The organism is Paenibacillus sp. J22P218 (assembly GCF_056269195.1).
Genome location: NZ_JBWDNL010000002.1, coordinates 202,183 through 227,197, shown reverse-complemented (window position 1 = coordinate 227,197; position 25,015 = coordinate 202,183). Strand labels below are relative to the sequence as shown.

18 protein-coding genes and 1 tRNA gene are annotated in these 25,015 nt (G+C 51.1%); 2 read left to right on the top strand and 17 right to left on the bottom strand.

The features are described 5' to 3' along the window. Window positions 1–29: 29 nt before the first annotated feature. The 3 genes from AC0YN0_RS09865 to AC0YN0_RS09855 all read right to left on the bottom strand — a co-directional run bounded on the left by AC0YN0_RS09865 (window position 30) and on the right by AC0YN0_RS09855 (window position 3,255). Window positions 30–899 carry a carbohydrate ABC transporter permease gene (locus AC0YN0_RS09865; RefSeq protein WP_475821122.1) on the bottom strand — a complete coding sequence of 290 codons (870 nt, stop codon included), beginning with the start codon at window positions 897–899 and terminating at the stop codon, window positions 30–32. Next, the gene (locus tag AC0YN0_RS09860) at window positions 896–1,822 is read right to left on the bottom strand and encodes a carbohydrate ABC transporter permease (protein ID WP_475821121.1); all 927 of its coding nucleotides are present in this window, start codon (window positions 1,820–1,822) and stop codon (window positions 896–898) included. Before AC0YN0_RS09860 ends, AC0YN0_RS09865 begins: the two co-directional genes overlap by 4 nt. A gap of 71 nt (window positions 1,823–1,893) precedes the next feature. After that, window positions 1,894–3,255, bottom strand: coding sequence for an ABC transporter substrate-binding protein (locus tag AC0YN0_RS09855; protein ID WP_475821120.1), 1,362 nt, complete (start codon window positions 3,253–3,255; stop codon window positions 1,894–1,896). Between the two features lie 402 nt (window positions 3,256–3,657). Here AC0YN0_RS09855 and AC0YN0_RS09850 point away from each other — a divergent pair, with 402 nt between their 5' ends. Further along, complete coding sequence (locus AC0YN0_RS09850) at window positions 3,658–4,548, top strand: AraC family transcriptional regulator (protein WP_442051167.1); 891 nt, start codon at window positions 3,658–3,660, stop codon at window positions 4,546–4,548. Between the two features lie 103 nt (window positions 4,549–4,651). Here AC0YN0_RS09850 and AC0YN0_RS09845 read toward each other — a convergent pair whose 3' ends face one another. The 3 genes from AC0YN0_RS09845 to nrdR all read right to left on the bottom strand — a co-directional run bounded on the left by AC0YN0_RS09845 (window position 4,652) and on the right by nrdR (window position 10,147). Next, complete coding sequence (locus AC0YN0_RS09845; protein WP_475821119.1) at window positions 4,652–8,800, bottom strand: S-layer homology domain-containing protein; 4,149 nt, start codon at window positions 8,798–8,800, stop codon at window positions 4,652–4,654. Window positions 8,801–9,533: 733 nt separating this feature from the next. Continuing rightward, window positions 9,534–9,609: transfer RNA gene (locus tag AC0YN0_RS09840), tRNA-Ala, on the bottom strand. A gap of 43 nt (window positions 9,610–9,652) precedes the next feature. Continuing rightward, a complete protein-coding gene (gene nrdR / locus AC0YN0_RS09835) occupies window positions 9,653–10,147 on the bottom strand; it encodes a transcriptional regulator NrdR (protein ID WP_337099079.1) in 495 nt (164 codons plus the stop codon). A 144-nt stretch (window positions 10,148–10,291) separates the two neighbouring features. On the opposite strand from nrdR, the gene AC0YN0_RS09830 reads away from it, so the two are divergent. Next, entirely contained in the window at window positions 10,292–10,504 is a 213-nt protein-coding gene (locus AC0YN0_RS09830) for a small, acid-soluble spore protein, alpha/beta type (protein ID WP_475821118.1), read from the top strand. Between the two features lie 89 nt (window positions 10,505–10,593). Here AC0YN0_RS09830 and AC0YN0_RS09825 read toward each other — a convergent pair whose 3' ends face one another. The 11 genes from AC0YN0_RS09825 to AC0YN0_RS09775 form a co-directional block, all read right to left on the bottom strand. Then, window positions 10,594–11,160 carry a lytic transglycosylase domain-containing protein gene (locus AC0YN0_RS09825; RefSeq protein WP_475821117.1) on the bottom strand — a complete coding sequence of 189 codons (567 nt, stop codon included), beginning with the start codon at window positions 11,158–11,160 and terminating at the stop codon, window positions 10,594–10,596. Further along, the gene (gene coaE, locus AC0YN0_RS09820; protein ID WP_475821116.1) at window positions 11,157–11,753 is read right to left on the bottom strand and encodes a dephospho-CoA kinase; all 597 of its coding nucleotides are present in this window, start codon (window positions 11,751–11,753) and stop codon (window positions 11,157–11,159) included. Before coaE ends, AC0YN0_RS09825 begins: the two co-directional genes overlap by 4 nt. A gap of 16 nt (window positions 11,754–11,769) precedes the next feature. Next, window positions 11,770–12,495: an MntP/YtaF family protein gene (locus tag AC0YN0_RS09815; protein ID WP_475821115.1), complete on the bottom strand. Its 726-nt coding sequence runs from the start codon at window positions 12,493–12,495 to the stop codon at window positions 11,770–11,772. 176 nt (window positions 12,496–12,671) lie between these two features. Next, a complete protein-coding gene (gene mutM / locus AC0YN0_RS09810) occupies window positions 12,672–13,508 on the bottom strand; it encodes a DNA-formamidopyrimidine glycosylase (RefSeq protein WP_475821114.1) in 837 nt (278 codons plus the stop codon). A 48-nt stretch (window positions 13,509–13,556) separates the two neighbouring features. Next, window positions 13,557–16,235 carry a DNA polymerase I gene (gene polA, locus AC0YN0_RS09805; protein ID WP_475821113.1) on the bottom strand — a complete coding sequence of 893 codons (2,679 nt, stop codon included), beginning with the start codon at window positions 16,233–16,235 and terminating at the stop codon, window positions 13,557–13,559. 633 nt (window positions 16,236–16,868) lie between these two features. After that, on the bottom strand, window positions 16,869–18,125 hold the full coding sequence (locus AC0YN0_RS09800) for an EAL domain-containing protein (protein ID WP_475821112.1): 1,257 nt from the start codon (window positions 18,123–18,125) through the stop codon (window positions 16,869–16,871). Next, window positions 18,122–19,633 (bottom strand): GGDEF domain-containing protein, encoded by a 1,512-nt coding sequence (locus AC0YN0_RS09795; RefSeq protein ID WP_475821111.1) that lies wholly within the window; start codon window positions 19,631–19,633, stop codon window positions 18,122–18,124. The genes AC0YN0_RS09800 and AC0YN0_RS09795 overlap by 4 nt, the downstream gene beginning before the upstream one ends. Before the next feature lie 184 nt (window positions 19,634–19,817). Continuing rightward, window positions 19,818–21,764, bottom strand: coding sequence for a family 20 glycosylhydrolase (locus AC0YN0_RS09790; RefSeq protein ID WP_475821110.1), 1,947 nt, complete (start codon window positions 21,762–21,764; stop codon window positions 19,818–19,820). 68 nt (window positions 21,765–21,832) lie between these two features. Beyond that, a complete protein-coding gene (locus tag AC0YN0_RS09785) occupies window positions 21,833–22,660 on the bottom strand; it encodes a carbohydrate ABC transporter permease (RefSeq protein WP_475821109.1) in 828 nt (275 codons plus the stop codon). Between the two features lie 12 nt (window positions 22,661–22,672). After that, window positions 22,673–23,548 (bottom strand): carbohydrate ABC transporter permease, encoded by an 876-nt coding sequence (locus AC0YN0_RS09780; protein ID WP_442051154.1) that lies wholly within the window; start codon window positions 23,546–23,548, stop codon window positions 22,673–22,675. A 106-nt stretch (window positions 23,549–23,654) separates the two neighbouring features. Next, the gene (locus tag AC0YN0_RS09775) at window positions 23,655–24,983 is read right to left on the bottom strand and encodes an extracellular solute-binding protein (RefSeq protein ID WP_475821108.1); all 1,329 of its coding nucleotides are present in this window, start codon (window positions 24,981–24,983) and stop codon (window positions 23,655–23,657) included. Window positions 24,984–25,015 lie beyond the last annotated feature (32 nt).

Genomic DNA, 25,015 nt, shown 5'->3' with positions numbered 1-25,015 from the left:
ATTCTCCTTTCAATAAGACAACGACCGGACTAATTTTTCAACCCGGTCATCGTGATTCCCTCTACGAAATACTTTTGACCGATCAGGTAGAAAATGACGCCAGGCGCAAAGGACATGCACGTGGCTGCCATCGTCAGCGACCAGTCTGACTTTAATTGACCTCTAAAGTTGGTAAGCCCGAGCGCTATCGTATATTTGTCGCTCGAATTAATGTAAATCATCTGTTGGAGCAAATCGTTCCATAAGCCGATAAAGATAAACAACGCGACGACGATCATAGCCGGCTTGATCACCGGGATAATAATGCTGAACAAGATGCGGAAGTATCCGGCGCCGTCGATCGTTGCGGCTTGGTCGAGTTCTCTCGGTATGGAAAGAATAAACTGCCGAATCAAAAAGATATTAAAAGCGCCGCCGCCGCAAAAATAAGGCAAAATCAATGGCAGATAGCTGTCGCTGAGCCCTAGACCCCGCGTCCACCCGATATATAGCGGGATGAGCGTTACCATGGCAGGCAAAAGCATGGAACCGACGCAAAGAGCCCAGATCAACTGTTTCCCCCTAAACCGCAGCCTTGCAAAGGCATATCCGCACAAGGTGGCCGTAAACGTTCCCGCCAAGCAGGAAGGAATGATGATTATCATCGTATTCCATAAATACTTCCAGAATTTAAATATTTCCAGTGTCTTTTCATAGTTGGAGAACAGCCAGCTGTCCGGCAACAAAGATGGAGGAAATCTATAAATCTCGGCATTCGTCATCAGAGACGTTCGGAATATCCACCAGATCGGAAAGAGTACGAGAATGGCAAAGAAAACAACAACGATAAGCGTTAGAATATTCATAATTCGATCATTGCGTTTCTTGCTCTTTAGTCTGCTGTATGCGGCTTCGCTCATTTGTCATCGCCTCCTTCAGAGAAGATCCACCGATTTGACGTTTTGAACAACACGCCGGTAAAGGCGGCAAGGATGGCAAAAATAATGAAGGTCGTCGCGCAAGCATAACCCAACTTGTAATTGACAAAAGCTTGATCGTACATCAGGTAAGTCATGAACCTTGAAGAGTTGCCAGGGCCGCCATTCGTCAGAGCAAGGGCTGGCGTAACGATTTGGAGATTGGCGATCAGGCTCATCAACAGATTGTAGAAGATAATCGGCGTCATACACGGTAACGTGATATGCAAGAAGCGTTTCCATCCGTTCGCGCCATCCATTTCCGCCGCTTCGTAATAGACGTTCGGAACGTTCTGAAGCCCGGCCAAAAAAATAACGATCAAGTTCCCCGACAGCCATACCGCAATCATGGAAAGAGAGGGGACCACATAGCTGGAATCCGCAATAAACAGAACTTTATTTAATCCCATTTCGGAAAGGATATAATTGAAAAATCCAAAATTCGCTTCATACAGCCAAGACCATCCAACATATATGGCTACGGCAGGCAAAACAAACGGCACATAAAAGATCGCTCTAAAAAAACCTCTTGCCGGAATTTTTCGGTTCAACATGATTGCGATAAAAAGCGAATAAATCATGCTTCCGACTACCGATAACATGGCGAAGTAGATCGTCGCGATAATCGAATCTTTGATATAAGGATCGGTAGTAAATAGATTGATATAATTATCGAAGCCGATGAATTCCGGCTTGGCTAACCCCGTCCAATTCGTCAAGCTGATTCCGAGCACCCCGACAAGAGGCGCATAGGTCAGAAAGAACAGCCCAAGGAATGCGGGAATCAAACAAATATATGCAACGCGTTGCTCGCTCGAATGTATGCGGGAACGACGTTTCACCCTACGTTTATTGATTGTTTCCATAGCTCGCTCCCCACCTCATGTATGAAGGATGACCGCCATTTAACGTGATTTGGCGGTCACCCTTCAAACCTTTATTTTTCGCCTTTATTTGCCGCTTTCAAAGCATCGAGATTTTTGGTAATCGCGTCCTTGGCAGTCGTCTTTCCGGTCCATACATCGCCAAGAACCGATCCGAGCAAGGTGTTGAACTCCGTCGTATTATTCGTAAAGAACCAGGAAGCCGGTCTCGCTGCGGAGGATTGCGCATAATCGACTACCGCAGACTTGTATTCCTCATACGGAGGGAAGTTCGGATTCTCGACCCATTTGCGGGTGAGCGTCTCGTCCTTATACCACTTATCCAGCACCGGCATCCAAATGCCCGACGAGATGAGTCCCCAGTTGTTTTCTTCGGAGCTGTACCATTTGAGCCATTCCATCGCTTCTTCCGGGTGCTTCGTTTGGGAGAATACGACATTGGCGCCGCCTGTGTTAAGGGTAATCTTCTCCTTCATGTAAGGCAGTACGGCTACGCCGTAATTAAGTCCTGCTTCCTTAGCCGTGTTCAAGCTCGTTCCTACGTTCCACTGGCCGTTCGTGGCCATGGCGACCGTTCCCGCAATAATTGTGCGCTGAATGCCGTCATCCGTCTGTCCGACGGACAACGGGGCAACATGATCTTTCAAGTACAGATCCGCGACTTTCTGAATCGCTTCTATGCTGGAGTCTTCCCCGATTTTCACTTCTGTGCCATCTTCGTTATAGTATCCTCCGCCGTTGCTAATCGCCCAAGTTTCCAATTGCCATGGCAAGTTCTCTACGGATGCGCCGTATTGGACGATGCCCTGCGGATCAAAGCCATCATCGCCTGGATGTTTGCCGTTCTTGTCATTCGTCAGCTTCTTGGCTGTTGCTACGAATTCATCCCATGTCCATGCTTTATCCAGTGCCGACGGCGGATAAGGTACGTTCGCTTTGTCGAACATGTCTTTGTTGTAATATAAAAGGAGGATTTCATTGGCAGCCGCATAGGCAACGGGTTTGCCTTTGTATGTGTAGGCCAAGCTATCGAGCGGCTTGCTGTCGCTTCCCTCGTACATAGCGCTTACGTCGTTCAGCATGCCTTGGGAGGACCACTGGATAACGCCGTCTTCCCGCATCATCCCCGTATCCGGCAATTGCTTTGCCGTTGCAAGCGTATTCAATTTGGTCATGTAGTTCTCCCATGGAATGGCTTGCACTTCCACTTCGATTCTGTCTTGGGTAGCGTTAAACTTGTCAGCTACTTCCTGCGTTTTGCTTCCCTCTTCTGCGCTTCCCCACATCGAGTAAATAATTTTGACTTTCTCATTCTTGGAAGTCGTTTTTGTATCGTCGTTGTTGCTGCAGCCAATGACCCCGAATACCAATGCAGCCGAGAGCAGACCTACACCAAATCTCTTTCCTGCTTTCATTGCCTCGTTCCCCCTTCATCATTTGAAATAACATTTATGTCTAACCGTTTGACCCGACTTCTTGGACATCCCAAGTTGTTAAGTTAAACGTTTAGCATCAACATAACCGCCCTATCCTCAGGCTGTGTCCGTTATACCAGGACACTTTTTTCGGAAAGCGCTTTAATTGAATTGTGACATGAAATATCTTCAAAAAAAACAACATTTTTCAACCTGATTTTTAATATTTACAACCTTAGCAAGACTGCCTCGGAGTTTCGATGCACTCCACGGATCACTCCTCCGATTTCCCGATACCGATCTATCTGCAGGAAACTCTTTATTTAATCGATGAGTATGTTGTATCATAAAAATAACAACATTTTCTAGATTTATATTCACTTTACATTGGGAGGAACGAGTGTGGATTCTGCGATTCTTCACTTTATCTCGCCGCCGATTCCCTATTTCGTAGATTGCGGATATGCCCATTACGGGGTAGGAGATACCCATATCGACCGGAATTGCATCCGAGTATTCGATCTGATTGTCGTCCGCAAAGGGGTTCTCCCGATCGGCGAGAACGGCCATACCTGGGAAATCAATGAGGGAGAAGGACTCATTCTTCTTCCTGACGGACACCATTACGGCAGCGCCCCCTGCAAGGTAGACACAGAAATCATCTGGATTCATTTTCAAACCTTCGGCAGCTGGCAGATGTGCGGTGACATGGACGAATGTCTCGGTAACCAGCTGAAATTGATCGAGGAACACAAAAATTTAGCTTATCTCAACCATGCCGATGTCTGCTCTATCTTCATTCCGAAGCATATGAAGCTGTCGACGAAGGCCATGGAGGCGCTGGAGACCTTCTTCCAGCAGGAGCACGAGCCGCAGTCGCTTCGGAACTGGAGGCGACAAGCTTCCTTTCAGTTGTTCCTGCAGCACCTGGATCGCGATCTCGCTTCCCCCACGAACGTCACCGCGATTCAGCTCGCCGAGCGGATCGAGTTGTTCATCCGCCAGAACTATGCCAGCGAAATTACGAATTCGGTGCTGCAAAAGAAGATGAACTATCATCCCAATTACCTGGCTAAGGTGATGCTCAAAGTGTACGGTATGACTCCCATGACCTTTCTCCTGTATTACCGTCTCGAACAGTCCAAGCGGCTGCTATTGCAAACCTCCTGGTCTATTGCCCGAATCGCAGATGAGGTTGGCTTCCATCATATCTCGCATTATTCTACCTCCTTCTCCAAGAAAGAAGGCCTCTCTCCCTCGGGCTTCCGCAGCAAATTCGCCAAGGAGCGCTGATCTCTGCTGACGCAGCTTAGTCGACGAGAACTTTTAGCATGATACAGACAAAGCCTGCCTGAGCAGATATTTCTCTGCTCAAGCAGGCTTTGCTATATCTTTTCTATTCAATTGATCCTAATGCTTGAAGCAGTCTGATGAATACGACCGCCGCTTGTGCGCGTGTTAACTCGCCCTTCGGATTGAAGGTAACCTCGCTTGTTCCTGTCATGATGTTAAGCTTAACCATCAAACGCACGTCCTCAAGATAAGCCGAGTTCACACTGCCGATATCCTTGTAGCCGTCCAAGCTGACGAATTCCTTCGTCGTCGGCAGCTTTTCAAGTACAATGACCGCCGCCAGCATACTCGCCATTTCCTCTCGGGATAGCGGCTGATCGGGGTTGAAGCTTCCGCTTTCCACAAAGTCTAATAGTCCAAGCTCCTTGGCTATTGCTACCTCGTCGAAATACCACGCGCTTTGCTTTACATCCTCGTATGGCGCTGTGCTGCTTGCAGCTGTACCGCGTCCAAGCGCTCTGACGAGCATAGCGGTGAACTCCGCTCTGGTCACGGATTGATTAGGCGCGTACTGTCCTCCGCCAATACCGGCTACTAGTCCTTTCGCCGCTGCAAGCTCGACGAACGATTTGCCCCAATGCTTCTGCACATCGGTGAAGCTCACCGCGTTGTCTGCTACAACGTATACGCTGTTGGTGTATGAGCTAATCATCGCGTACCATACGCCATTGATCTGCACCTTCTTCGCTGCAACAAACTCAAGTTTCTTCGACGTTTCATTATAGCGGAACGCACCCCATTGCTCCGGCATGTCAGACATATTCTTCGGCATCGGAATGACTCTGGTCAGCGCCTGGCTGAACTTATCTGCCGTTCCAATGGTTTCGCTTGTCTTGGTATTGATGATTTCAATGCTGAAATCTACAATCGCGCCCATCGCTTTGCCGTTCGGCAAACCGTTTGCGAACGCCGCTTGAATGTCCTTAACGCCGGACTTGTCAGTCAATGTGATCTTGAAGCTGATATCCTCGGCTGTAAGGTTATTAGCGGCAAGTAAATCCTTAAGTCCCGGTATAAGCGAAGTCAGATTGACTGGTACTCGATAACTGCCATAGGGAGTCATTATCTCTATGACGAAGGCCTCGTTTTTACTCTTCCAGCTGGATAATACAATTGCCGGAATAGTCACAAACGCTGCGCCTTCCTTAGGCGTTACCTCCAGCGTAACGGATGGCTTCGACGCGTCGATAGTCGACGAATCGAGCGGTTGCCCGTTCATGTCGATTAGAGGCGAGTCTTTTGACGTTGAGCCGTTTGGCGTTACTGTAATGATATTGTTGATTGTAATAATCTCGACCGCTCCGTTGCCGGCTTGATCCTCCGTGTATACGGTATAGGCTCCGTTTGAAGTGATGTCAAAGCTGTCTCCTGTCAACAGCGTACCGGCGCTTGCAAAAAAGTCTACTGTCCGCGCACCATTCGTCCACTTCGTTTTCACAATATCGCTGCCCGTTCCGTCGGTTGCCACTGTTACCTTCACCGATCCCTTGGTCGGCGATGCGCTGTCAGGCGTCTGAGTCCATGTTATAGAGGGTTCGATCGAATCCATAACAATGCTGTTCGTCTCCGTCACCGGAACATCCAGCGGAACATCCACGCCCGACGCAGTAAGGGCTGCGCCAGCCGGCAAATCGATTTCCGATCCGATTTCTATGCCGTCCGTATCCAACATTCCTTCTTGCACTTCATAAGCGAATACGAGCTTGTTCCGTTCACCTGCTGGCTGTTCCGTATAGATGGCATAAACCGTTGCCTTATCCGCCCCTTCGCCAATCACGATCGGCAGTCGCGGCGTACCAACTGGAGCATCCACAGCCCCTTCGTAGCTTATGATGAATGTCAACGTATCGCCAATTCCGTAATATCCGCCTGCGGGAATATCCACATCGTTTATTGCCGGTGCGGGAACCTGAACGTTGAGCTTGTAAATGCCGTGGGCTTTCCCGTTCTCGTCCGCCGTTTCAATCGTGATCTCATTATCGCCGGGATTAACGGAGACCGTTGCCGATGACGCTTCTGTACCTGAAATCGAAACCTTGGCGTTTAAATCAACGAGAGCGACGGCTATGCTCACAGATTCAATATAGCGGTTAGATGTAATCGTGTATAAACCCAGTTCGGAATCGAAGGCAGCCGGAGACCTCGTTAATACGGCTCCCGTTGCCGATACGCTCAAGCTCGCAAGCTTCGCGGGTTCTAATTCGTGATCGAACATGGGATAAGTTGTTCCCTCTATCATTGCCCAAGTATTTGTAAAATCCCAGTCTACTCCCGCAGTAGAATAGGTCGACTTTGATTTCATCTCTGAAGATAATTTTCCAACGGCACCACTGCCTCCGGCAGAAGTCGATTGCCCGCTCGTCTCGATATCCCAGAAGGAATCGGTTACCGCCGTATCGATACTGGCGCCGATTAACCCTCCTACTCCGGAGCTCGCAGCAGACGTTACCCGCCCGGCAGCAAAGGAATCCGTTACGATCGCATCATCCGATTCGCCGACTAGTCCGCCTATGTACTCGGATCCGTTCAATCCAATGGCGTTCGCCGTGGAATACGTTTCATTCAATTCTCCCTGCAACTTGCCAACCAATCCTCCCGCTCTTTGAACGGTTGCCGTTACCCTACCGGTAGAATAGGCTTTACTAATAATGCCGTCATCGAGGAGCGTTCCGACAATCCCCCCCACGTTACGCTTTCCGGCACTCTCCATATTCGTCAGACCGATCTCTTGGATGGTACCCGACGCCACTCCGAACAGTCCGAGATCCTCTTCGTCTACTCGATCAATAAACAGGTTATTGATCACATGACCTTTGCCGTTGAAAGTTCCTGTAAAAGGATGAACGGCATCCCCGATCGGAACCCAGCCTTTGGCTTCGTTGTATCCCTCGCCGGATTCGCTCAAATACTCGGACAAATCAATATCGTTCATTAAAATATAATGATCATTCAATTGATAACCGTCCGCGACGCCCGTGCCGATCGCCGCCAGTTGTTCGGGAGTCGAGATCGTGTGAGGATATGCGTTGCCATCCTCCCGGTTGATTTGAAGGGTATACGTTAAAACATAGGGATCAGGCAACGTACAAGGTTCCATGCATGAACTCGGAACCGCTGCGCCGGCGCTCGAAACCTTAATATCGATTAGGTTCTCTCCTTCGTCCAAATCGAGCGTTTCCAACGCGGTTCCGTTATCGATCGAAGATACGCTGCCTTGCGCGTCCACATATACGGTGACTTGATCTACCTCATTCGGAACAATGCCCGAATACAATAATTGATCTCTTGCGAATGACGGCTCGAGCTGCACCGGATCGCCGTTATCCGGATCAGCCACTGCCGTAACCTTCAACGCATCCAACGTAATTCGATCGAACGTCTTGCGAAGCATAGGGTAAGTTAACCCATCGATTATTCCCCATTCGCCGCCATCCTCGTCCTCGTTGGTGAATTGCCAGTTCGTAAAGCTGTCCCTAAGTTTCATGTTCACTTCCGTTAAAGGCTCTCCGCCTGCCGAAGAGTTAGTCAGGGATGAATTATAGTAACTATTTTCAACAGTCAAATACCCTTCAACCTTGCCGTTCAATCCGCCTACTTCAATTGATCCGGCTACATGCGTAGAAGAGTAAACATAGCGTATAGAATCCCCGGGATTCCCCGATGAATAACCGGTTAAACCGCCCACCGATTCATCGCCGATGATGGTTCCGGTTACGTACACATATTCGATAAGCGAGCTTTGGCTATACCCGATCAACCCGCCGATATAGTCGCCGGTGTCAGATTCGATCAACACGTTGACCAACCCGACATTTCGAACTTCGGCATTGGAAGCGTAGCCGAACAACCCGAGGTAGTTTGTGCCAGCCCCGCCCGTGTCTATCGTCAAATTCGCAATCGTATGCCCATCTCCGTCGAACAGGCCAGTGAAAGGTCCAGACCCCCAACTCCCGATCGGCTGCCAGTTTTCCCCAGACAAATCGAGATCCGCGCCTAACCGATAGGCAGCATCCAAATCGTCGCTTACTTCTTTTAATTGCTCAATGTTAGAGATAATATAAGGATTCCCAGGAGAACCGTCCCCTTCGCCAGAGAACGCGGCATACACTTTGCTATCCCCGCCATACAACGTTGCCGTTGACGTGAACACAACCACAACAAGCAACAATACCAACCATTTACGATTGAACAAAACCCGACACTCCTCTACTTGTCACTATGAAAAACTGTTAATTATTGTGATTTAATATAAACATATTATGAGCCATATTTCTATCCCTCATTGCGAGAATTGCCTCATTTCCTGAGCTAATGGGAGAGTTAGCTAAAGGCTTATTAAACTTAATAGAGTTAAGGGGGATATGATTCCGAATCTTGGTTGAATGGCTGACGGGGTTTAGACATTTTTCAGTCTGCTTGGATTAGCCTGCAAATTTTCCTGAGCTGACGGGAGAGTGAGCTAAAGGCTTTTAAACCTTAGTGGAGCCAAGAGAATACGACTCGCTTTAGCTCGTCTTTTCATTATGGGTTGTCCGAATCTTGATTGAATGGCTGTCGAGGCTTAGTCGATGGGGACTTTTAGCGGTAGATTCAGACGCCGTGCTCCTGCACTTGATTTAATTGCTTCGAAGCATTATCAACCGCTCCGTCCACGCGGACTGAACCCCGGGGTTCGCCCCCTTATTGTTTGGTGGAGCCAAAGGGATACGACTCGCTTTGGCTCGTCTTTTCATTATGAAATGTCCGAATCTTGATTGAATGGCTGACGAGGCTTAGTCGACGAGGACTTTTAGAGGTAGATTCAGACGCCGTGCTCCTCCGCATTCGCTCCGTCCGCGCGGGCTGAACCCCGGGGTTCGCCCCCTTTTGGGCTCCACCAATAAAACAGAAAACCACATCCGATGGATGTGGTTTGATTGTTTTATTGGTGGAGCCAAGGGGGATCGAACCCCTGACCTCTTGCATGCCATGCAAGCGCTCTCCCAGCTGAGCTATGGCCCCAAATGACGACAAGGTTGATAATAGCATGATGTCGCCAAAATTGTCAATCTATATCTCTTAAGCTGTTCAGTGGGCTGTTCAAAGGGTGCTTGGACAACAGGTTGTTAAGCTCCTTCATGAACATATCGATGTCCTTGAACTGGCGGTACACGGACGCGAAGCGAACGTACGCCACCTCGTCTACAGGGTAGAGCTGGCTCATGACGATCTCGCCGATATCACGGCTCTCTACCTCGGCCAGTGCCGTCGTGCGGAGCTCCTTCTCGACCTCGGAGACGATAACTTCTAGGCGCTCGACTGGGACGGGACGCTTCTCGCAGGCGCGGATAAGACCGCGCAATATTTTGTCGCGGCTGAATTCCTCGCGGCTGCCGCCTTTTTTGATGACGATAAGCGGTGTTTCCTCAATCATCTCGAACGTCGTAAAGCGGCGGTTGCACTTCTCGCACTCGCGGCGGCGGCGGATCGATTTGTTCTCGTTAGCCGGACGTGAATCTAACACTTTCGTACCTGCGTAATCGCAATAGGGGCACTTCATTGGATTGTTTCCCTCCATTCATCCTGATGCTTTATTTATCATACCGATATCGACTTTAGCTTAAGTTATTCCCATACCTTACCTGTAATGAACTCTAGAATAACGCACATAATACAGTTACCAACCGCAAGGAGGTGAACATACATGAGCGCAAACAGCAACCAATTGGTAGTACCACAAGCAACTGCCGCATTGGACCAACTGAAATATGAAGTTGCACAAGAGCTGGGTATTGCCATTCCGCAAGACGGATACTACGGAAACATGGCTACTCGTGAAGCAGGCTCGATCGGCGGCTCCATCACTCGTCGCCTGGTGCAAATCGCCGAGCAATCTCTTGCCGGCCAATACAAATAATGATTCATTAAGTTTGTATGAATAACAGAAGCCTTGGGAAGCTCGTCCATGAAGCGGCGAGCCTCTCAAGGCTCATCTTATGTTCTAAGTTAGAAGTCAGGGTACAATTCCTTGTACTTATTATAATAATAAATGACGCGTTGTACATAGTGGCGGGTCTCGCCGTACGGAATTTGCTTCACCGTCTCCAGCTTTCCATCCCACTCTCCCGTATTCAACCATTCACTGACTCTCGTCGGACCGGCATTATATGCGGCAATTGCAGCGATGGAATTCTGATCGAACCTTTGATGCAAGGAGCTTAAATACCATGACCCAAGCTCTATGCTAACATCCGCGCGCTGCTTGAGCATGTCCTCCGTCACTTCGGTGAACCCTGCTCTTCGAACAACATCCTTAGCCGTATTCGGCATCATCTGCATTAACCCTACAGCGCCTTTATCCGACTGACTGCTTGTTTTGTAATTCGATTCCGTTCGAATAACGGCGGCTACCAAATGAGGCTCCAATCCGTAGTTCGAGGCGCTTGCACGAATATCGTCCTTATAATACACGGGATACATATACTCGCCAAGCCAGTCCGACTTCAAGAAAAGGATAGCGATAAATCCTAGCAATAATACGAGCACAACTCGTTTGCGCAAAAGTACCTTCATAATATTCCCTGACTGCGCCAAAAATCATCGATCTGGCGTTCCGTTTCTGCTAGCGGGCCGCTATTGTCGATCACCCAATCTGCGCGTCTCCGCTTCTCTTCGATATCCATCTGCAGCGATATACGCCGCTTCGCTTCCGTCTCATCCATCTGATTACGGTCCATTAACCGCGTAAGTTGAATCTTCTCAGGTACATAAACGACCATTATACCTTCATATAATGCTTGCTGATTCGTCTCGTATAGCAACGGGACGTCGGCAACAACAAGGGCCCCCGGATTCTGCTCGGCATATGTATGTATTCTGTGCTGCATGCGCTGTCTGATCGCGGGATGCGTGATCGATTCGAGCTTCGCTAACGACGCCTTGTCCTGGAACACAATAGCGCCCAGCGCGGAACGATTCAAGGAGCCGTCCGCCTGAAGTACAGCTTGTCCGAAAGAAGAGGCGATCGCCTCAAGTGCCGGCTCTCCCGGCTGAACAACCTCTCTTGCTACTTGATCGGCATCGACCAGCAGCGCGCCGCGGTGGGCGAGCAGCTGAGCGATGGTGCTTTTGCCGCTGGCTATACCGCCGGTTAATCCGATTATCATTCCATTCACCTCGAAGTTATAACAGCTTCATAATACCCATGATGATCAATAATATCCCTGGAAGGAAGGACAGTGTCTGCATCCCTCGCCAATTCGAGCATTGGAACCCAAACCGGATTCCCCCAAGGAGAAAAATAGCGCTGAATGCAGCGATAATAAGCGCCGTCATTAGAGCAGGCAAACCTATCATCGCGGCGCCAAGCCCTGCGCCGAAAGCATCAAGCGACAAAGCGACACCGAGCATAACGGCCTCCGAGGCCGAGATCGTACCCGACTTATCGACGTCTGCGACCTGCGGCGTACGCAGGATCTGGATGACGAGGCCGAGCCGTTTAAGCTCCACCATCACTACGAGCGCTGTGTTGGAAGCAAGAATACGCTCCGTTGCAGAAGCGGATGCCGTTTCCACAGCCTTATGCTCGACAGTCGCCGCTACTTCCTCGGCATCGGTTGTAGCGGTCTGCTCGTCGCGTCCGCGCCTTAATTGGAACAAGGCGAAACCGCCAATCACGATGAGCACGCATGCGCCGATCAAGCGGGCAGCAAACTCGGATAAGTACCCCGACAGCCAACTGCCGACCTGCATCGATAGCCAAATAATAAGTCCAGAGCAGCAGGCAATAATAAAAACCGATAAAAACGGAATTTTGATTCGCCTCAGCCCGTACGTAACTCCAACGCCAAAACCATCCAAGCTAACTGCAAAAGCGATCACTAACAGTGGAGCCAAATGCGCGAACAACGAATTCCCTCCCCGCATCGCGACTGCCCGGTGTTAACGGCCTATGTCTAGGACAGAAGCCGTTGATACGGGCGATCGCCTATGTTCTCTTAACAAGAACATCATATGCGGATAGCGGATGACGGTGCATAACAGTAAGCCTAGCCGATTAAGCGGCTTATGATACTACAGTGCAGCTATTCCTTAGGAACGGGCTGACACTTCTCGCATATATGCGTTCCTCTGCCACCTAGGACGAACTTCTTGATGGGACGCGAGCATACTTTGCAAGGCTCGTCCTTCCTGCCGTATACGGAAAATGAATGCTGGAACATGCCCATCTCGCCTTGCCCGTTCACGTAGGATCGGATCGACGAGCCTCCGGCTTCAACAGCGCGTCCAAGCGTTGCGCGAATCGCTTCATGCAGCCGTTTCCACTCTGCCGGCTTCAGCGAATTGGCTGATCGCTCCGGATGAATCCGGGCCAAGAACAGCGACTCATCGACATAAATATTGCCTAGCCCGACGATATGCTCTTGATTCAGCAGCAACGGCTTAATGCTCATCTTGCGTTTATCCAGCTTATCGCGAAGCGCCTGAAGGGTGAAACCCGGCTCTAACGGCTCGATGCCCAGCTTGTTAAGCGGCGCCATCTCGAAGTGCTGCCCAGGCTCGAATAGATGCATCGTTCCGAACTGACGCACATCCTTATAGCGAAGCTCCGTGCCATCGTCAAAATGAAAAATGACATGCGTATGCAACGGAGTCGGTTCATCAGCCCCATTAACGCTATAACGCCCCTCCATACGAAGATGCGATACGAGCACCAGACCGTCGAGCATGATCAGCAGAAACTTCCCGCGCCTTTCTACGGTTTGAATCGTATGTCCGGCTAAAGCGGCAGCGAACTGCTCCGGCTCTGCAGGACGTTGTATAATACGCGGCAGCTTAACGGTTACGGATTGGATACGTTTGCCCGCGACTAGATCGATCAATGTGCGTCTTACAGTTTCTACTTCCGGCAATTCCGGCATTTGTCCTCACCTCGCCATCTATTATAACGCAAATAGAGAGCTAGCGGGTTACTTTGCCTCATACCAATTGACACCGAAACTGACATCTGCTTTCAGCGGAACATGCAGCTGCAGCGCACCGGACATCACTTCCGGAACAAGGGACTTCATGAGCTCCAGCTCGTCCTCAGGCACTTCGAATACAAGTTCGTCATGTACTTGGAGCAGCATGCGGCTCTTCAGCTTGCGCTCCCGCAGCGCCTCATCCATCTGCACCATGGCTAGCTTAATAATATCGGCGGCCGTCCCTTGAATAGGGGAGTTCATTGCCGTTCTCTCCGCGAATGAGCGCAGATTGAAGTTCGACGCCTTAATCTCCGGCAAATAACGTCTGCGTTCAAGGAGTGTCGTTACATAACCGTCGCGTCTTGCTTGGACGACGATATCCTCCATGAATTGGCGGACGCCTTTGAACACTTCTTTGTACTGCTCAATGAACTTAGCGGCATCATTCCTTGTAATGCCCAAGTTCTGCGAAAGACCATAATCGCTAATGCCATACACGATGCCGAAGTTAACGGCTTTTGCTTGACGGCGCATATTGGAATCCACTTGGTCGGCAGTAACGCCGAAGACGTCCATCGCCGTCTTCGTATGGATATCCATATCGTGAATGAACGCTTCCTTCAAGTTCTCGTCGTCTGCAATATGAGCTAATACACGAAGCTCGATCTGCGAATAGTCGGCGGCAACGATGTACCAGCCCGGCTCGGAAGGGACGAAAGCCTTACGGATCTGACGGCCTTCCTCCAGCCGGATCGGGATATTTTGCAAATTCGGAAATTGGCTGCTAAGACGTCCGGTTGCCGCTATCGTCTGACGGTAATACGTATGGATCTTGCCCGTCTCTCCGCGCACTTCCTTCAGCAGCCCCTCGACATACGTCGATTGCAGCTTCGCGAGCTGGCGGTAATGCAGAATAAGCGGAATGATCTTGTGATACGGAGCCAGATCCTCCAGCACCTCGGCATCGGTTGAATAACCGGTCTTCGTCTTCTTGCGCGCAGGCAGACCAAGCTTCTCGAACAATATATCGCCCAGCTGCTTAGGAGAACCTATATTAAACTCCACGCCCGCATGCTTGTATATATCGCTCATAATCGTGATCAGCTGCGACTCCAAGCTGCGCCCCAAATCTTCAAGCTCTTGTTTCTTCACCGTTATGCCTTGAAGCTCCATCCCTGCAAGCACGCGGGACAATGGCTGCTCCAATTCAAAATACAGCTTGCTCATGCCGCCCTTCGCAAGCTCTGCCGTCAAGATCGGCACAAGCTTCCGAACCGCGTCAGCGCGCAGCGCCAAATGGCGATACAGCGTGTCCGGCTCCGGCACCTTGAACTTCGCTCCCTTGCCATAGATCGCTTCATCGGAAGCGATACCAGGCAGCCCCTGCTTATCCGTAATTGCGCTAAGCGATAACGCCGTATCAGTCGGATCAAGCAAATAAGCCGCTAGCTGAACATCGAATGCCGTTCCCGCATACTTAATGCCGCTCCATGCAAGCGCAAGCTCTACCTTATGTAAATCAAAGCCATACTTCGGCTTATCCGCCCCAGTAAGCCATTCGACTAACCCCGCTGTGAAAGGCTGCTTAAGCACGCTGTAAGGAAGAACGTACACGGCTTCCGCAACAGCTACGGATACGCCGATGATCTCCGCCTGATGCGGGTTCTCGCCGATGGCTTCAATGTACAAGCCATGTTCCTCGTTCGTCTTCAGCGCAGACAGCAGCTGCGCCAGAGCATCGCCATCCGATTCGGATGCGATGATCGAAATATTCAGTTCGGCAGCGGATTGTTTCGCCGCCTCGGCAGAATCCACGACTGACTCGCCGAAATCCATACGCTCCAGCAAAGATTTGAACTCCAGCTTGCGGAACGCCTCAGCCAAGGCAGCGCCGTCATAACCGCTATAGCGCAGCTCCTCCGTTCCGCTCTCGATCGGAACTTCGCGGAAGATCGTCGCAAGCTTCTTGCTCATTAACGCGCTGTCTTTGTGCGTCTCGATATTTTCCTTCAGCTTGCCTTTCAGCTCGCCTACATTTTCCAATACTTGCTCTACCGAGCCATGCTCATGCAGCAGCTTAAGCGCTGTCTTCTCGCCTACCCCGGGCACGCCCGGAATGTTGTCGGACGTATCGCCCATAAGACCCTTCAGATCGATAATCTGCTGCGGCACTAATCCGTATTTCTCTTGAATCGCTTCCGGCGAGTACATGTCGACCTCGCTTACGCCTTTGCGCGTTACGGCAATCGTAACTTTGTCCGAAGCAAGCTGCAGCATATCTTTATCGCCGGATACGACAACCGTCTCTACCCCTTGCTCATCGGCCCGCTTGGTGAGCGTTCCGATGATGTCGTCCGCCTCATAGCCGGACAGCTCGAATTGCGCGATGCCGAAGGAACGGATCAGATCCTTCAGAACCGGGAATTGCTCGGACAGCTCCGGCGGCGTCTTCTGCCGTCCGCCCTTGTATTCGCTATAGCCTTCGTGGCGGAACGTGACCTTCCCCGCATCGAAAGCAACAAGAACATGGGTAGGCTTAAGCTCGTCCAATAGTTTAAGTAGCATCGTCGTGAAACCGTACAACGCATTCGTATGCTGACCCGCTGAATTCGTCAGCGGCGGCAGTGCGAAGAATGCGCGGTACGCTATACTGTTGCCATCAATTAACATCCATTTTTCCATTAACATCAACACCTCGCCTAATGACCTGCTTGTCTTCTATCATACCATAAAATGCCTAGCGCAAAATGGGCTTTCCCAAAGCATCGTCCGCTTTGAGAAAGCCCATACCTACAGCTTAGTGACTGTCGATTCCATATAGGTCAGTCCAGTCCTAAATGGTTACTGATATTGCGTTTGCCTGTATTTCTTACAGTCTAATCGCTCCTAATTGCCGGCAAAGCTACTTTTGGGTGGAATTTATACAGCCAAAACCGACCATTTAGCCCTCAGCATCCATCTTCCGGTTCGGCCCTTAATGATGGAGTCCATCTGCTAAATGCTCTCGCCCGAGCCGCTTTAACCCGTCTCTCTCCAGTTGATTGCACTTCTGCAACAGAACGACACTTTTAAACCCTTCCAGCAAACTCTCCTTGCACATTTTGCAACTGATTCACGCCAATAGGCCTCCTATACCCATTAACTTTGCTTTTCCGTTGCAGAATGTGCAACCAAGGCTTGACTTAACAGCTGCTTCGCCCCATTCTGCTGCACTTTCTGCAACGACCACCTGTTCCATAAATAATCAATACATTCCCTGCATGCTTCCGATTGATTGAAACCGTTAATAATGAATCGTCATTCTCGCTTATTCAATTACAACACGCCATGATCGTCCGACATCGCAGCCGGGCGTCCAAGCAAGTACCCTTGCGCATAAGAAGCGCCAAGCTCTCTAACCTTGGCAAGCTCCTCCTGCTGTTCAATGCCCTCGGCTATGATCGATATGTCCATCTTGGCAGCAAGCTGCGCCAATGTATGAAGAATGTGAGCCTTCATCTCATCGAGATGAATATCTTGAATTATCGACCTGTCGACCTTCAAGTAATCCGGTCGCAGCTCGACGATCGATTGCAGGGATGAATAACCGGCGCCTACATCGTCGATGGCAATCTGATAGCCTTGACTGCGGTAATGCTCCAGCGCCTTCTTGACGGCTCCGAAGTCCTCGATCGAATTGCGTTCCGTTATCTCGAAAACAACGTTATGTGGCGACAAGCCCCGCCGCTCCAATAAGCTAAGCGTCTGACCGGGCGAGAACTCCGGGTCCTCGATAATTTGAGCCATCACGTTGATGAACAGCTTCTGCTCGCGCTTAAGACCGCCGCAGCCTTCGATCGCCTTCTCTCTCGCCAGACGATCAAGCGCATAGGCTGCCCCTTCCTGCTCAGCGAACGAGAATAGCGCCAGCGGTCCTTCGAACCAAGTTCGCTCCCGCGTCCTCGTCAGTGCCTCGAAGCCGAACACTTTATCCTCGCCGAGTGCCATGATCGGCTGATATACAGGATCGATCGACCGCTGCTCCATCAGTCGATCGAATGCCCTGCGCTTGATGCTCCGCTCCATGCCGCCCGCCGATTGCCCGTGCAGCATCGCCTGCTTGACCGCTTCGTACCAAGCAGGTTCTTCATCCTCGCTGCTCTTGATCTCGGCCACGGCTGCGCCGATGTACAGCTTGCCGCTCCAGTTCTGCTCGGTCTGCTCCCGCATATGCGCAGCGAAGCGCTGCTCCCAATTCGACGTATGCTTGAACGCCGTCTCCAGCAGCCAGCCCTCCATCGTTTCTCGGCGACCGCCCGGAAGACGCATATAGATGAATAGATCGTCATGAATCCAATCCATTCCCTCGAACAACACAGAGCTCTGGAACGCCGCCTCGCTCTCGCGCTGGGCGAACTGCTTCCACTCCGCTCGAAACGACTTTCCGCTGCCGCTCTGTTCCGGTTCGCCAGATTGCTGCCATGACAAATACAGAACGCCGATTAATCCGGATTGACCGGCTAATACGCCTGACATCGTCCATATTCCGCTTCTAAACTGGCTGATACGATGACTTTCACGTAGACGTTTCACGTATATTTTCGATCCTCTCCATGATGCATTCCTGTTATATGCTCGAGCACATAGACGCTGCCCTTGCTCGCCTTCGCCCGCTTCTTCAACTTGGCGGCCAGTCTTGATATATCCTCAGGCGTCAAGGGCACGATGCCGTCCCAGAGCATGAGCGATAAAGATAACGTGACGCCTTCCTGCTCGACGATATTGCCGTGGCGGTCTTCTACGGATGTAACCTCGACTCCTCCATAGAACGCTTTGACACCTTGCTCGAACCTCATAATTAACGATTGGCAGATCAACTCTGCTTGGCCGGCTCCCGCTACGATAATGAAGTCATCGCCGCCGATATGACCGACGAAATCCCCCTGCGTTCCTTGCAACTCCAGCTCCTTGCACAACGTCTCGGCCAAGTATCGAATCATTTCATCGCCAAGCCCGAAGCCGAAGCAATCGTTGAACCATTTGAAATAGTCTAGATCCGCATAAATAACAGCGAAGGGAATACCTGCCTGAATTCTGCGCTGAAGCTCTGACTGAATGCCCTCATTGCCTGGCAGGCCCGTCAACGGATTGGCCTCCCTAGCCGCCTCCGTTCGCATCGCAGTCATACATTCCAATATCGACCGAATCGAGGCCGCACCAGCCAGTTGACCGTTCTGCGTAATAATAACGACATCGTACAGATGGGCATAATGCCTGCTCATCGCCAGCTGCGACACTTGCTCCACCGGCATCTGCTCGTCCACGATAAGAGGCTGATCATTCATGATTCGCTCCACCCCCCTGTTCCAATAGAGCGGCAGTCCGAATTGCCCCGCCAGCAGCTGATGCAGCTTTTCCTTCATGAGCAGCCCGACTGGGCGGTTGTCTATGACTATTATCGCGCCGGGCGCCTTCGGGTTCGTATCGAACATGTAAGCAACCTCGGATACGAGCGTCTTTGATTGGAACACGGGAAAAGGACCTGCCAGCTGTCCGATTGCAATAGGCTTACCCGTATGGTAAAGCTCAATCGGCTGCTTTCTTGCTTTCTCGATCGGCTGAGCGGTTAATTCAGCCGGCTCCGCCGCTTCAGCCTGTCCGAAGACGTATGGCACGGCAGCCGAGTATGTATTCAACAGCATAGCGTCCCGCAGCAATCGGTACACGACCGTCTCTGTCGAGCGGCCGGCGGAGGAAGGGAACGCCACGGCGAAGCCGATATGCGCCTTCACCGAGTCCTTCCTCGTATGGGAATCTCCCCTATTCATTCGATTGTTCAATTGATCGGCGGCCGATTGCGCGAGCTGCTCGATTGGCTGATCGCCGGTCTGCCTAGCAAGCAAATAATAATATTCGTTCTCCAGTCTCGGCCGCCAAAACATCCTTCGTTGGTCGCTCTCCCATAGCAAAAGCGACGGCTCTGCTGCCGTCTGCCCGCTATCGATGCGGACATAGATCGCGCCGATGCCTCCATTATTCCAGCGCTCCTTAATTCCCCGAATCATATCCCTGTTGAACAGACCATAACCAATCTCTTCCATTAGGATCCCCTCGTTGCTTGCATGTCGTTAATGCTCACTTTAGTCTTAACACTAACAAACATTTGTGAAGTAAGATGCGTGATAACGTTAAATTTCGGTAAACTTCTACAAATTGTGACATTAGAAATCAAAAAAATGAACGGAGCCTATCAACAGATGTTGATAGGCTCCAAGGGTTTATACATTAGAATGGATTCATGACGTGGAAGAACACATTCGGACTCGCCATCCGGTAGTAATGGCTGCTCCAGCCGACGCCTTTGCTATTGAACCGATTGACGGTGCTGAACGGCAGCCGCTCCTGCTCCAATTCCTCGATCCGGTCGAGTTCTCCGCTCGCGTAGGCGAGCAAACGGACCACTGCGGTATCGAGCCTATTGATGACGCCGCCGTAGCGAATGTCTAGCACCTCCCAGCCGAACGGCTTGAACATCCTCAGCCATTGCTTTCGGTGAGCAATGCGAAGCTCATTGACCGCCGTTGCGATAACAGGAATCACCTCGGTCGCCGCATGGCGCAGCGTCGCCTTATCCCCGTTATCATACGCTCGCTTCAATTGTAAGCCTAATTCGCTCTTCTGCTTCAGTACCGCGCTCAGCTTCTGCGGAACGTCGAAGATCCAATCAAGTGAAGCGCCTTCGACTCTCGCATTCTGGAATTTCTCTTCAAGCGCCGCATAATGCGCATTTAACGGCAAGCCGTCGATCTGGAAGTCGAACAATCCGAGCAAAACGTCTTGATACATCAGAAACTTCGAAGGATTGCTTTGCTTCCGGTTGTCCGGCTCGGAGCCGGGCACTTCGTCCAAGTCCTTCATCAGCAGGTATGCGTCTGCCTCGATGCCGGTACAGAACTTCGCCCGTTCGGCAACGACGCTCCAGTCCGGCTTCTCTTCCGAATAAGCATGCTCCGCGTAGAGCTGCAAGCCTAGCAGCGCCGCGAACGGATTGCCTTCGTTGCCGTCGTCGCCCCACATCGTCGCGTATGCCTCGCGTATGCCTTCGCGCTTGCACGCTTGCAGCGCGACATCGGAAGCGTTCAACGACATGCCGTAATTGACGCCGAATGTATTGAAGATCCACACCGCTCCGGCAAACACAAGGTTGCAGCCGAGCGGGCGGTGATTTGCGATGACGCTCGCATAATGCTCCGGCTCCATATGAACATAATCCCAGTACACCATGTCCACATCCTTTGGAATGCGGCTGGCCATCTCTTCTGGAATTTTCGTATCTGTATTGTAATAATCGCTTTCAGTACCTCCGTTGCCGACCGCTAGCTTCAAGAACATATCGCTCCACATCATCGACTTCAAGCCATGGCGACGAGTGACGTCCAGCACCTTGTTCAGATGTCCGGTCATGATGTCGATTCGGTCAGCATATCCGTAGCGATCCAAGTACTTGCCCCGTCCAAGCTCCTCCGCCTCGTCCATTCCGATATGGATTTTGCGGCTGCGAAACGGCGCCGAAGCCGAATGAATCATGCGCTCGACGAGCTGGTCCACCCGCTCATCGCCGACGAGCAGCGCGCCCTTCGTGTCCTTGTACGCTTTCACCGGCTCCCACTTGAGGAACTCCTCGAGATGGGCGAGCGTCTGGATGCTCGGGAACGCTTCGATACCGAACATGTCGGCGTAGTCGTCGATTTCCTTCAATTCCACCGCCGAATAGCGCCCGCGCATGTAGCCGAAATAAGGCTCGCCCTCGATCGCGTAGGTATCTTCCATATACAGCATGACCGTATTAAGTCCCATAAGCGCCATTCGATTCAGCATCGTCTTGAATGCGTCTACCGTCAGCACACCGTTGCGGGATAGATCGAACATCGGCCCGATCGTATCGAACTGCTGCTTCTCTATGCGCATTAACGACTCTCTCTTGCGCGCATGCTGCACGACCAGGCCAAGTCCGCGATAGAATTGATGCTTTCGCTCATAACGGATACACGCTGTCCTCTCTCCCGGCACGTAACCGACTTCCAAGCCGTCCGATGCACGGCCGACGACCACCTTTATCCCCTCATTCTCTTCGAGCGCATGATCCGATTCAAGCTCGATGTTCAGCTCTGTCGCGATGGCCCGAATGCCCGGCAGTAACTCCTCGAATAAACCTTCGAAATACAATTTCATTAGGAACACTCCTCCCCGAATATGACGCTGAGCCCGCACCACCGTGGTACGGACTCAGAGAGATTGGCTTAACCTTTGACGGCGCCTGCAACCATGCCCTGCATGATCGATCGTTGGAATATCAAATAGATAATAATCGTCGGCACGACCGCTATCGCCAGCGCGGCCATCGTCAATTCGTAGTCGGTCATGTAGCCCGTTGCGAACTGCGACAGACTGAGTGGCAACGTCTTAAGCGCCGGCTTGCTGATGAACACGAGCGCGAAGGAGAAGTCGTTCCAGAACCGCAGGACAGCTAGAATGCCCACCGTCGATAACGCCGGAGCAGACAGCGGAAGCATGATTTTCGAGAAAATCCCCCAGTATCCCAGGCCATCGAGATGTGCCGCTTCTTCGATTTCTTTCGGAAAAGTATTCATGTATGCTTGGATGATAAAAATAGCGATTGGCAGCTCGAACGCAACGTACGGGAATATAAGCGCACCGTATGTGTTGAGAAGATGAATCTTGTTCATGACGATGAACAGCGGAACGAGCGTGCTATGGATCGGAATGAGCATGCCCAGCAGGAATATGCCCATGACAGCTAACTTGTAACGGAACTGGAACCGGGACAGAATGTACGCTGCAAGTGCACCGATGGCGAGCGTAAGCACGAGAGACAAACCTGTCACGATGACGGAGTTGAGCATGCTCGTTCCCATATCGGATACTTTCCACGCGCGGGCGAAGCTGTCGAACTTCCAGCTGGTCGGCAGTTGGAACGGACGGGAGTAAAATTCCTCGTTCGACTTGAATGCACTAATGAACAGCCAGTATAGCGGATAGAGCGTGACGAGCGCGTAAAGGGTCATCAGACCGTTCGCGAGTCCGCTGCTGAAACGGCGACGCAACATGTGAGGTCCCCCTTAACGGTTTTTCGATTTCATGAGATATTGGCTGCCGGCGACCAGGATCAAGCTGATGATGATGATTGCGGTCGATACTGCGCTGCCGTAACCGAAACGGTAAATCGCGAATGTATTATTGTACATATAAGACGCGAGCAATTCCGTCGAATGTGCAGGACCGCCTCCGGTCATGATATAGATCAAGTCGAACGACTTGAGACTGCCGGAGATGCAGAGGACTACAGCGACTTTGATCGTGTCCCATATTAATGGCAAAGTTAGTGAGAACAGTTTGCGGGAGCCTTGAGCTCCGTCGATTTTAGCTGCGTCGTCAATCTCGCTTGGAATGTTGTGAAGCGCAGCTATGAACATGACCAAGTAAGGACCAATGTAGTTCCATATGATTGGGACCATGAGCGAATACATCGAGATGTCCGGGTCGCCTAGCCATTGACGCTTCCAAGCTCCGAGGCCGAGACCATCCATCAGGAAGTTTAAGATACCGATTTCCGGGTGATAAATATAGCCCCAAATGATACCGACGACAACCGACGACAACACCATGGGCATGAATACTGCGGTACGGATGAACTTATGAAGCCAATTGTTTTTGAGTAGGAGCAACGCCAGCACCAACGCGATTGGCACTTGGCCGAACACGGATGCGACAACGACGAGCATGTTGTTTTTTAATGAACGCCAGAACACTTCGTCATGAATAATTTCCGAATAATTCTCGAAGCCGATGAATTTCGCGGCGCCGATTCCTTTCCAATCGAAGAAACCATAATAGGCAGACCATATAATCGGGACAATGACGAAGAAAGAAAACAAAAGCAGCGCAGGAAGAAGACCGATAACGATAAATCTTCTGGTGCGTACGGCAGACGTCATAACGCCCCCTCCATTTCGATCGCTAGTTGAATGGTAATCCGTTCTCCCCCCCGGCTTTACGCCTAGAGGAAGAACGAATCCCGAAAGAATTATTGTTGCGTGAAGATTATTTCGATTCCTTCTCGATTGCTGCTTGTACCTTCTTCGCGATTGCTTCCGGCTTGCCGCCCATGAGCAGCTCCTGCAGGCCGTTGTTCAGTTCGTCGGCTACTGCGGAAGACAAGACACCGTCATATACCGGAGTACGAGTAACGCTGTTCACAAGCTCGTATACTTCGGCGAAGATCGGAGTAACCTTCGATTTATCAAGATCAACCTTGTAGCTGACGAGTTGGTTGCTTTCCAGAACGCGCTTCTGAGCGTCCGGACCAGCCATCGCGTACATAAGATCGTATGCCGCTTGCTTCTTCGCGCCATCTACTTTCGCGCTCATGCCGATACCTGTTCCTACTACACCGGAGATCGTGTTCGGATCACCTTTGCCGCCAGGGATGGAAGGCAATACGGTCGCACCCATCTGATCAAGAGCTTCCTTCGAAGCTGAAGCCGCTAGATTCGTCAATGCCCAGCCGCCGTCGATCATCATAGCCGACTTGCCTTGAGCGAAGTATTGTTCCATTTGCGTATTGTCGATGGAGTTGAAGCCTTCTTGGAAGGCGCCTGCATTACCTAGCTCTTGAAGGTAAGCGAGCGACTGCACGAACTCAGGATCCGTGAATTTCGCACCATCTTGCGCTGCCGCTTTCAAGAACCATTCCGTACCCGTCACGCGGTCAGCCAGCGAGCTGAAAATACTCGATTGCGCCAGCCATGCCGCTTTGTTGCCGAGCGAGATTGGCGTAATTTTCTTTTCTTTCAATACTCCGACAGCATTCATCAGATCGTCCCACGTTTTCGGAGGCTGCAAGCCGTTTGCCTCGAGAATCGATTTGTTATAGAACAGAATCGAAGTCGGGGACAACGCGATCGGTGCGCTGAAGATGTCTTCGCCGATCGTGAAGCCGTCGAAGGAGCCTGGGAGGAATCCTTCTTTCCACTCCGGCTTGCTGTCCAGCAGCTCGTTCACCGGTTGAAGCAGGTTGCCAGCTTGGAATTCCTTCGTCATAACGCCAGGCCACATCACGAACAGGTCGGGCATTTCGTTTGCTGCCGCTACCGTTTTAAGTCGCGTACGGTAGCCGTCTGGCGGAATAGCCTGAACGTCTAGCTCTACTTCCGGGTGATCCTTCTGATATTGCTCGATGATGGAGCGCATCGTTTGGGCGCGTTGATCGTCGCCTGTATAGTTGTGCCAGATCGAAAGCGTTACTTTCTCTTTGCCGCTGTCATTGGATGTGTTGGGAGCCTTGCCCGCTTCGTTGTTATTGCCGCAAGCGGCCAGTACGAGTGAGGCGGTGACGAGCGATGTAGCAACGATAGAAAGCTTCTTGTTCATCTAAAAATCCCCCCAGATTAATGTTTGTAGTC

Excerpts from the sequence above, each read along its gene's own strand:
- AC0YN0_RS09775 (WP_475821108.1), bottom strand. The coding sequence starts at position 24,983 with ATGAACAAGAAGCTTTCTATCGTTGCTACATCGCTCGTCACCGCCTCA.
- mutM (WP_475821114.1), bottom strand. The coding sequence starts at position 13,508 with ATGCCGGAATTGCCGGAAGTAGAAACTGTAAGACGCACATTGATCGAT.
- nrdR (WP_337099079.1), bottom strand. The coding sequence starts at position 10,147 with ATGAAGTGCCCCTATTGCGATTACGCAGGTACGAAAGTGTTAGATTCA.
- AC0YN0_RS09830 (WP_475821118.1), top strand. The coding sequence starts at position 10,292 with ATGAGCGCAAACAGCAACCAATTGGTAGTACCACAAGCAACTGCCGCA.
- AC0YN0_RS09780 (WP_442051154.1), bottom strand. The coding sequence starts at position 23,548 with ATGACGTCTGCCGTACGCACCAGAAGATTTATCGTTATCGGTCTTCTT.
- AC0YN0_RS09790 (WP_475821110.1), bottom strand. The coding sequence starts at position 21,764 with ATGAAATTGTATTTCGAAGGTTTATTCGAGGAGTTACTGCCGGGCATT.
- AC0YN0_RS09785 (WP_475821109.1), bottom strand. The coding sequence starts at position 22,660 with ATGTTGCGTCGCCGTTTCAGCAGCGGACTCGCGAACGGTCTGATGACC.
- coaE (WP_475821116.1), bottom strand. The coding sequence starts at position 11,753 with ATGATAATCGGATTAACCGGCGGTATAGCCAGCGGCAAAAGCACCATC.
- AC0YN0_RS09855 (WP_475821120.1), bottom strand. The coding sequence starts at position 3,255 with ATGAAAGCAGGAAAGAGATTTGGTGTAGGTCTGCTCTCGGCTGCATTG.
- AC0YN0_RS09825 (WP_475821117.1), bottom strand. The coding sequence starts at position 11,160 with ATGAAGGTACTTTTGCGCAAACGAGTTGTGCTCGTATTATTGCTAGGA.
- AC0YN0_RS09860 (WP_475821121.1), bottom strand. The coding sequence starts at position 1,822 with ATGGAAACAATCAATAAACGTAGGGTGAAACGTCGTTCCCGCATACAT.
- AC0YN0_RS09795 (WP_475821111.1), bottom strand. The coding sequence starts at position 19,633 with ATGGAAGAGATTGGTTATGGTCTGTTCAACAGGGATATGATTCGGGGA.
- polA (WP_475821113.1), bottom strand. The coding sequence starts at position 16,235 with ATGGAAAAATGGATGTTAATTGATGGCAACAGTATAGCGTACCGCGCA.
- AC0YN0_RS09865 (WP_475821122.1), bottom strand. The coding sequence starts at position 899 with ATGAGCGAAGCCGCATACAGCAGACTAAAGAGCAAGAAACGCAATGAT.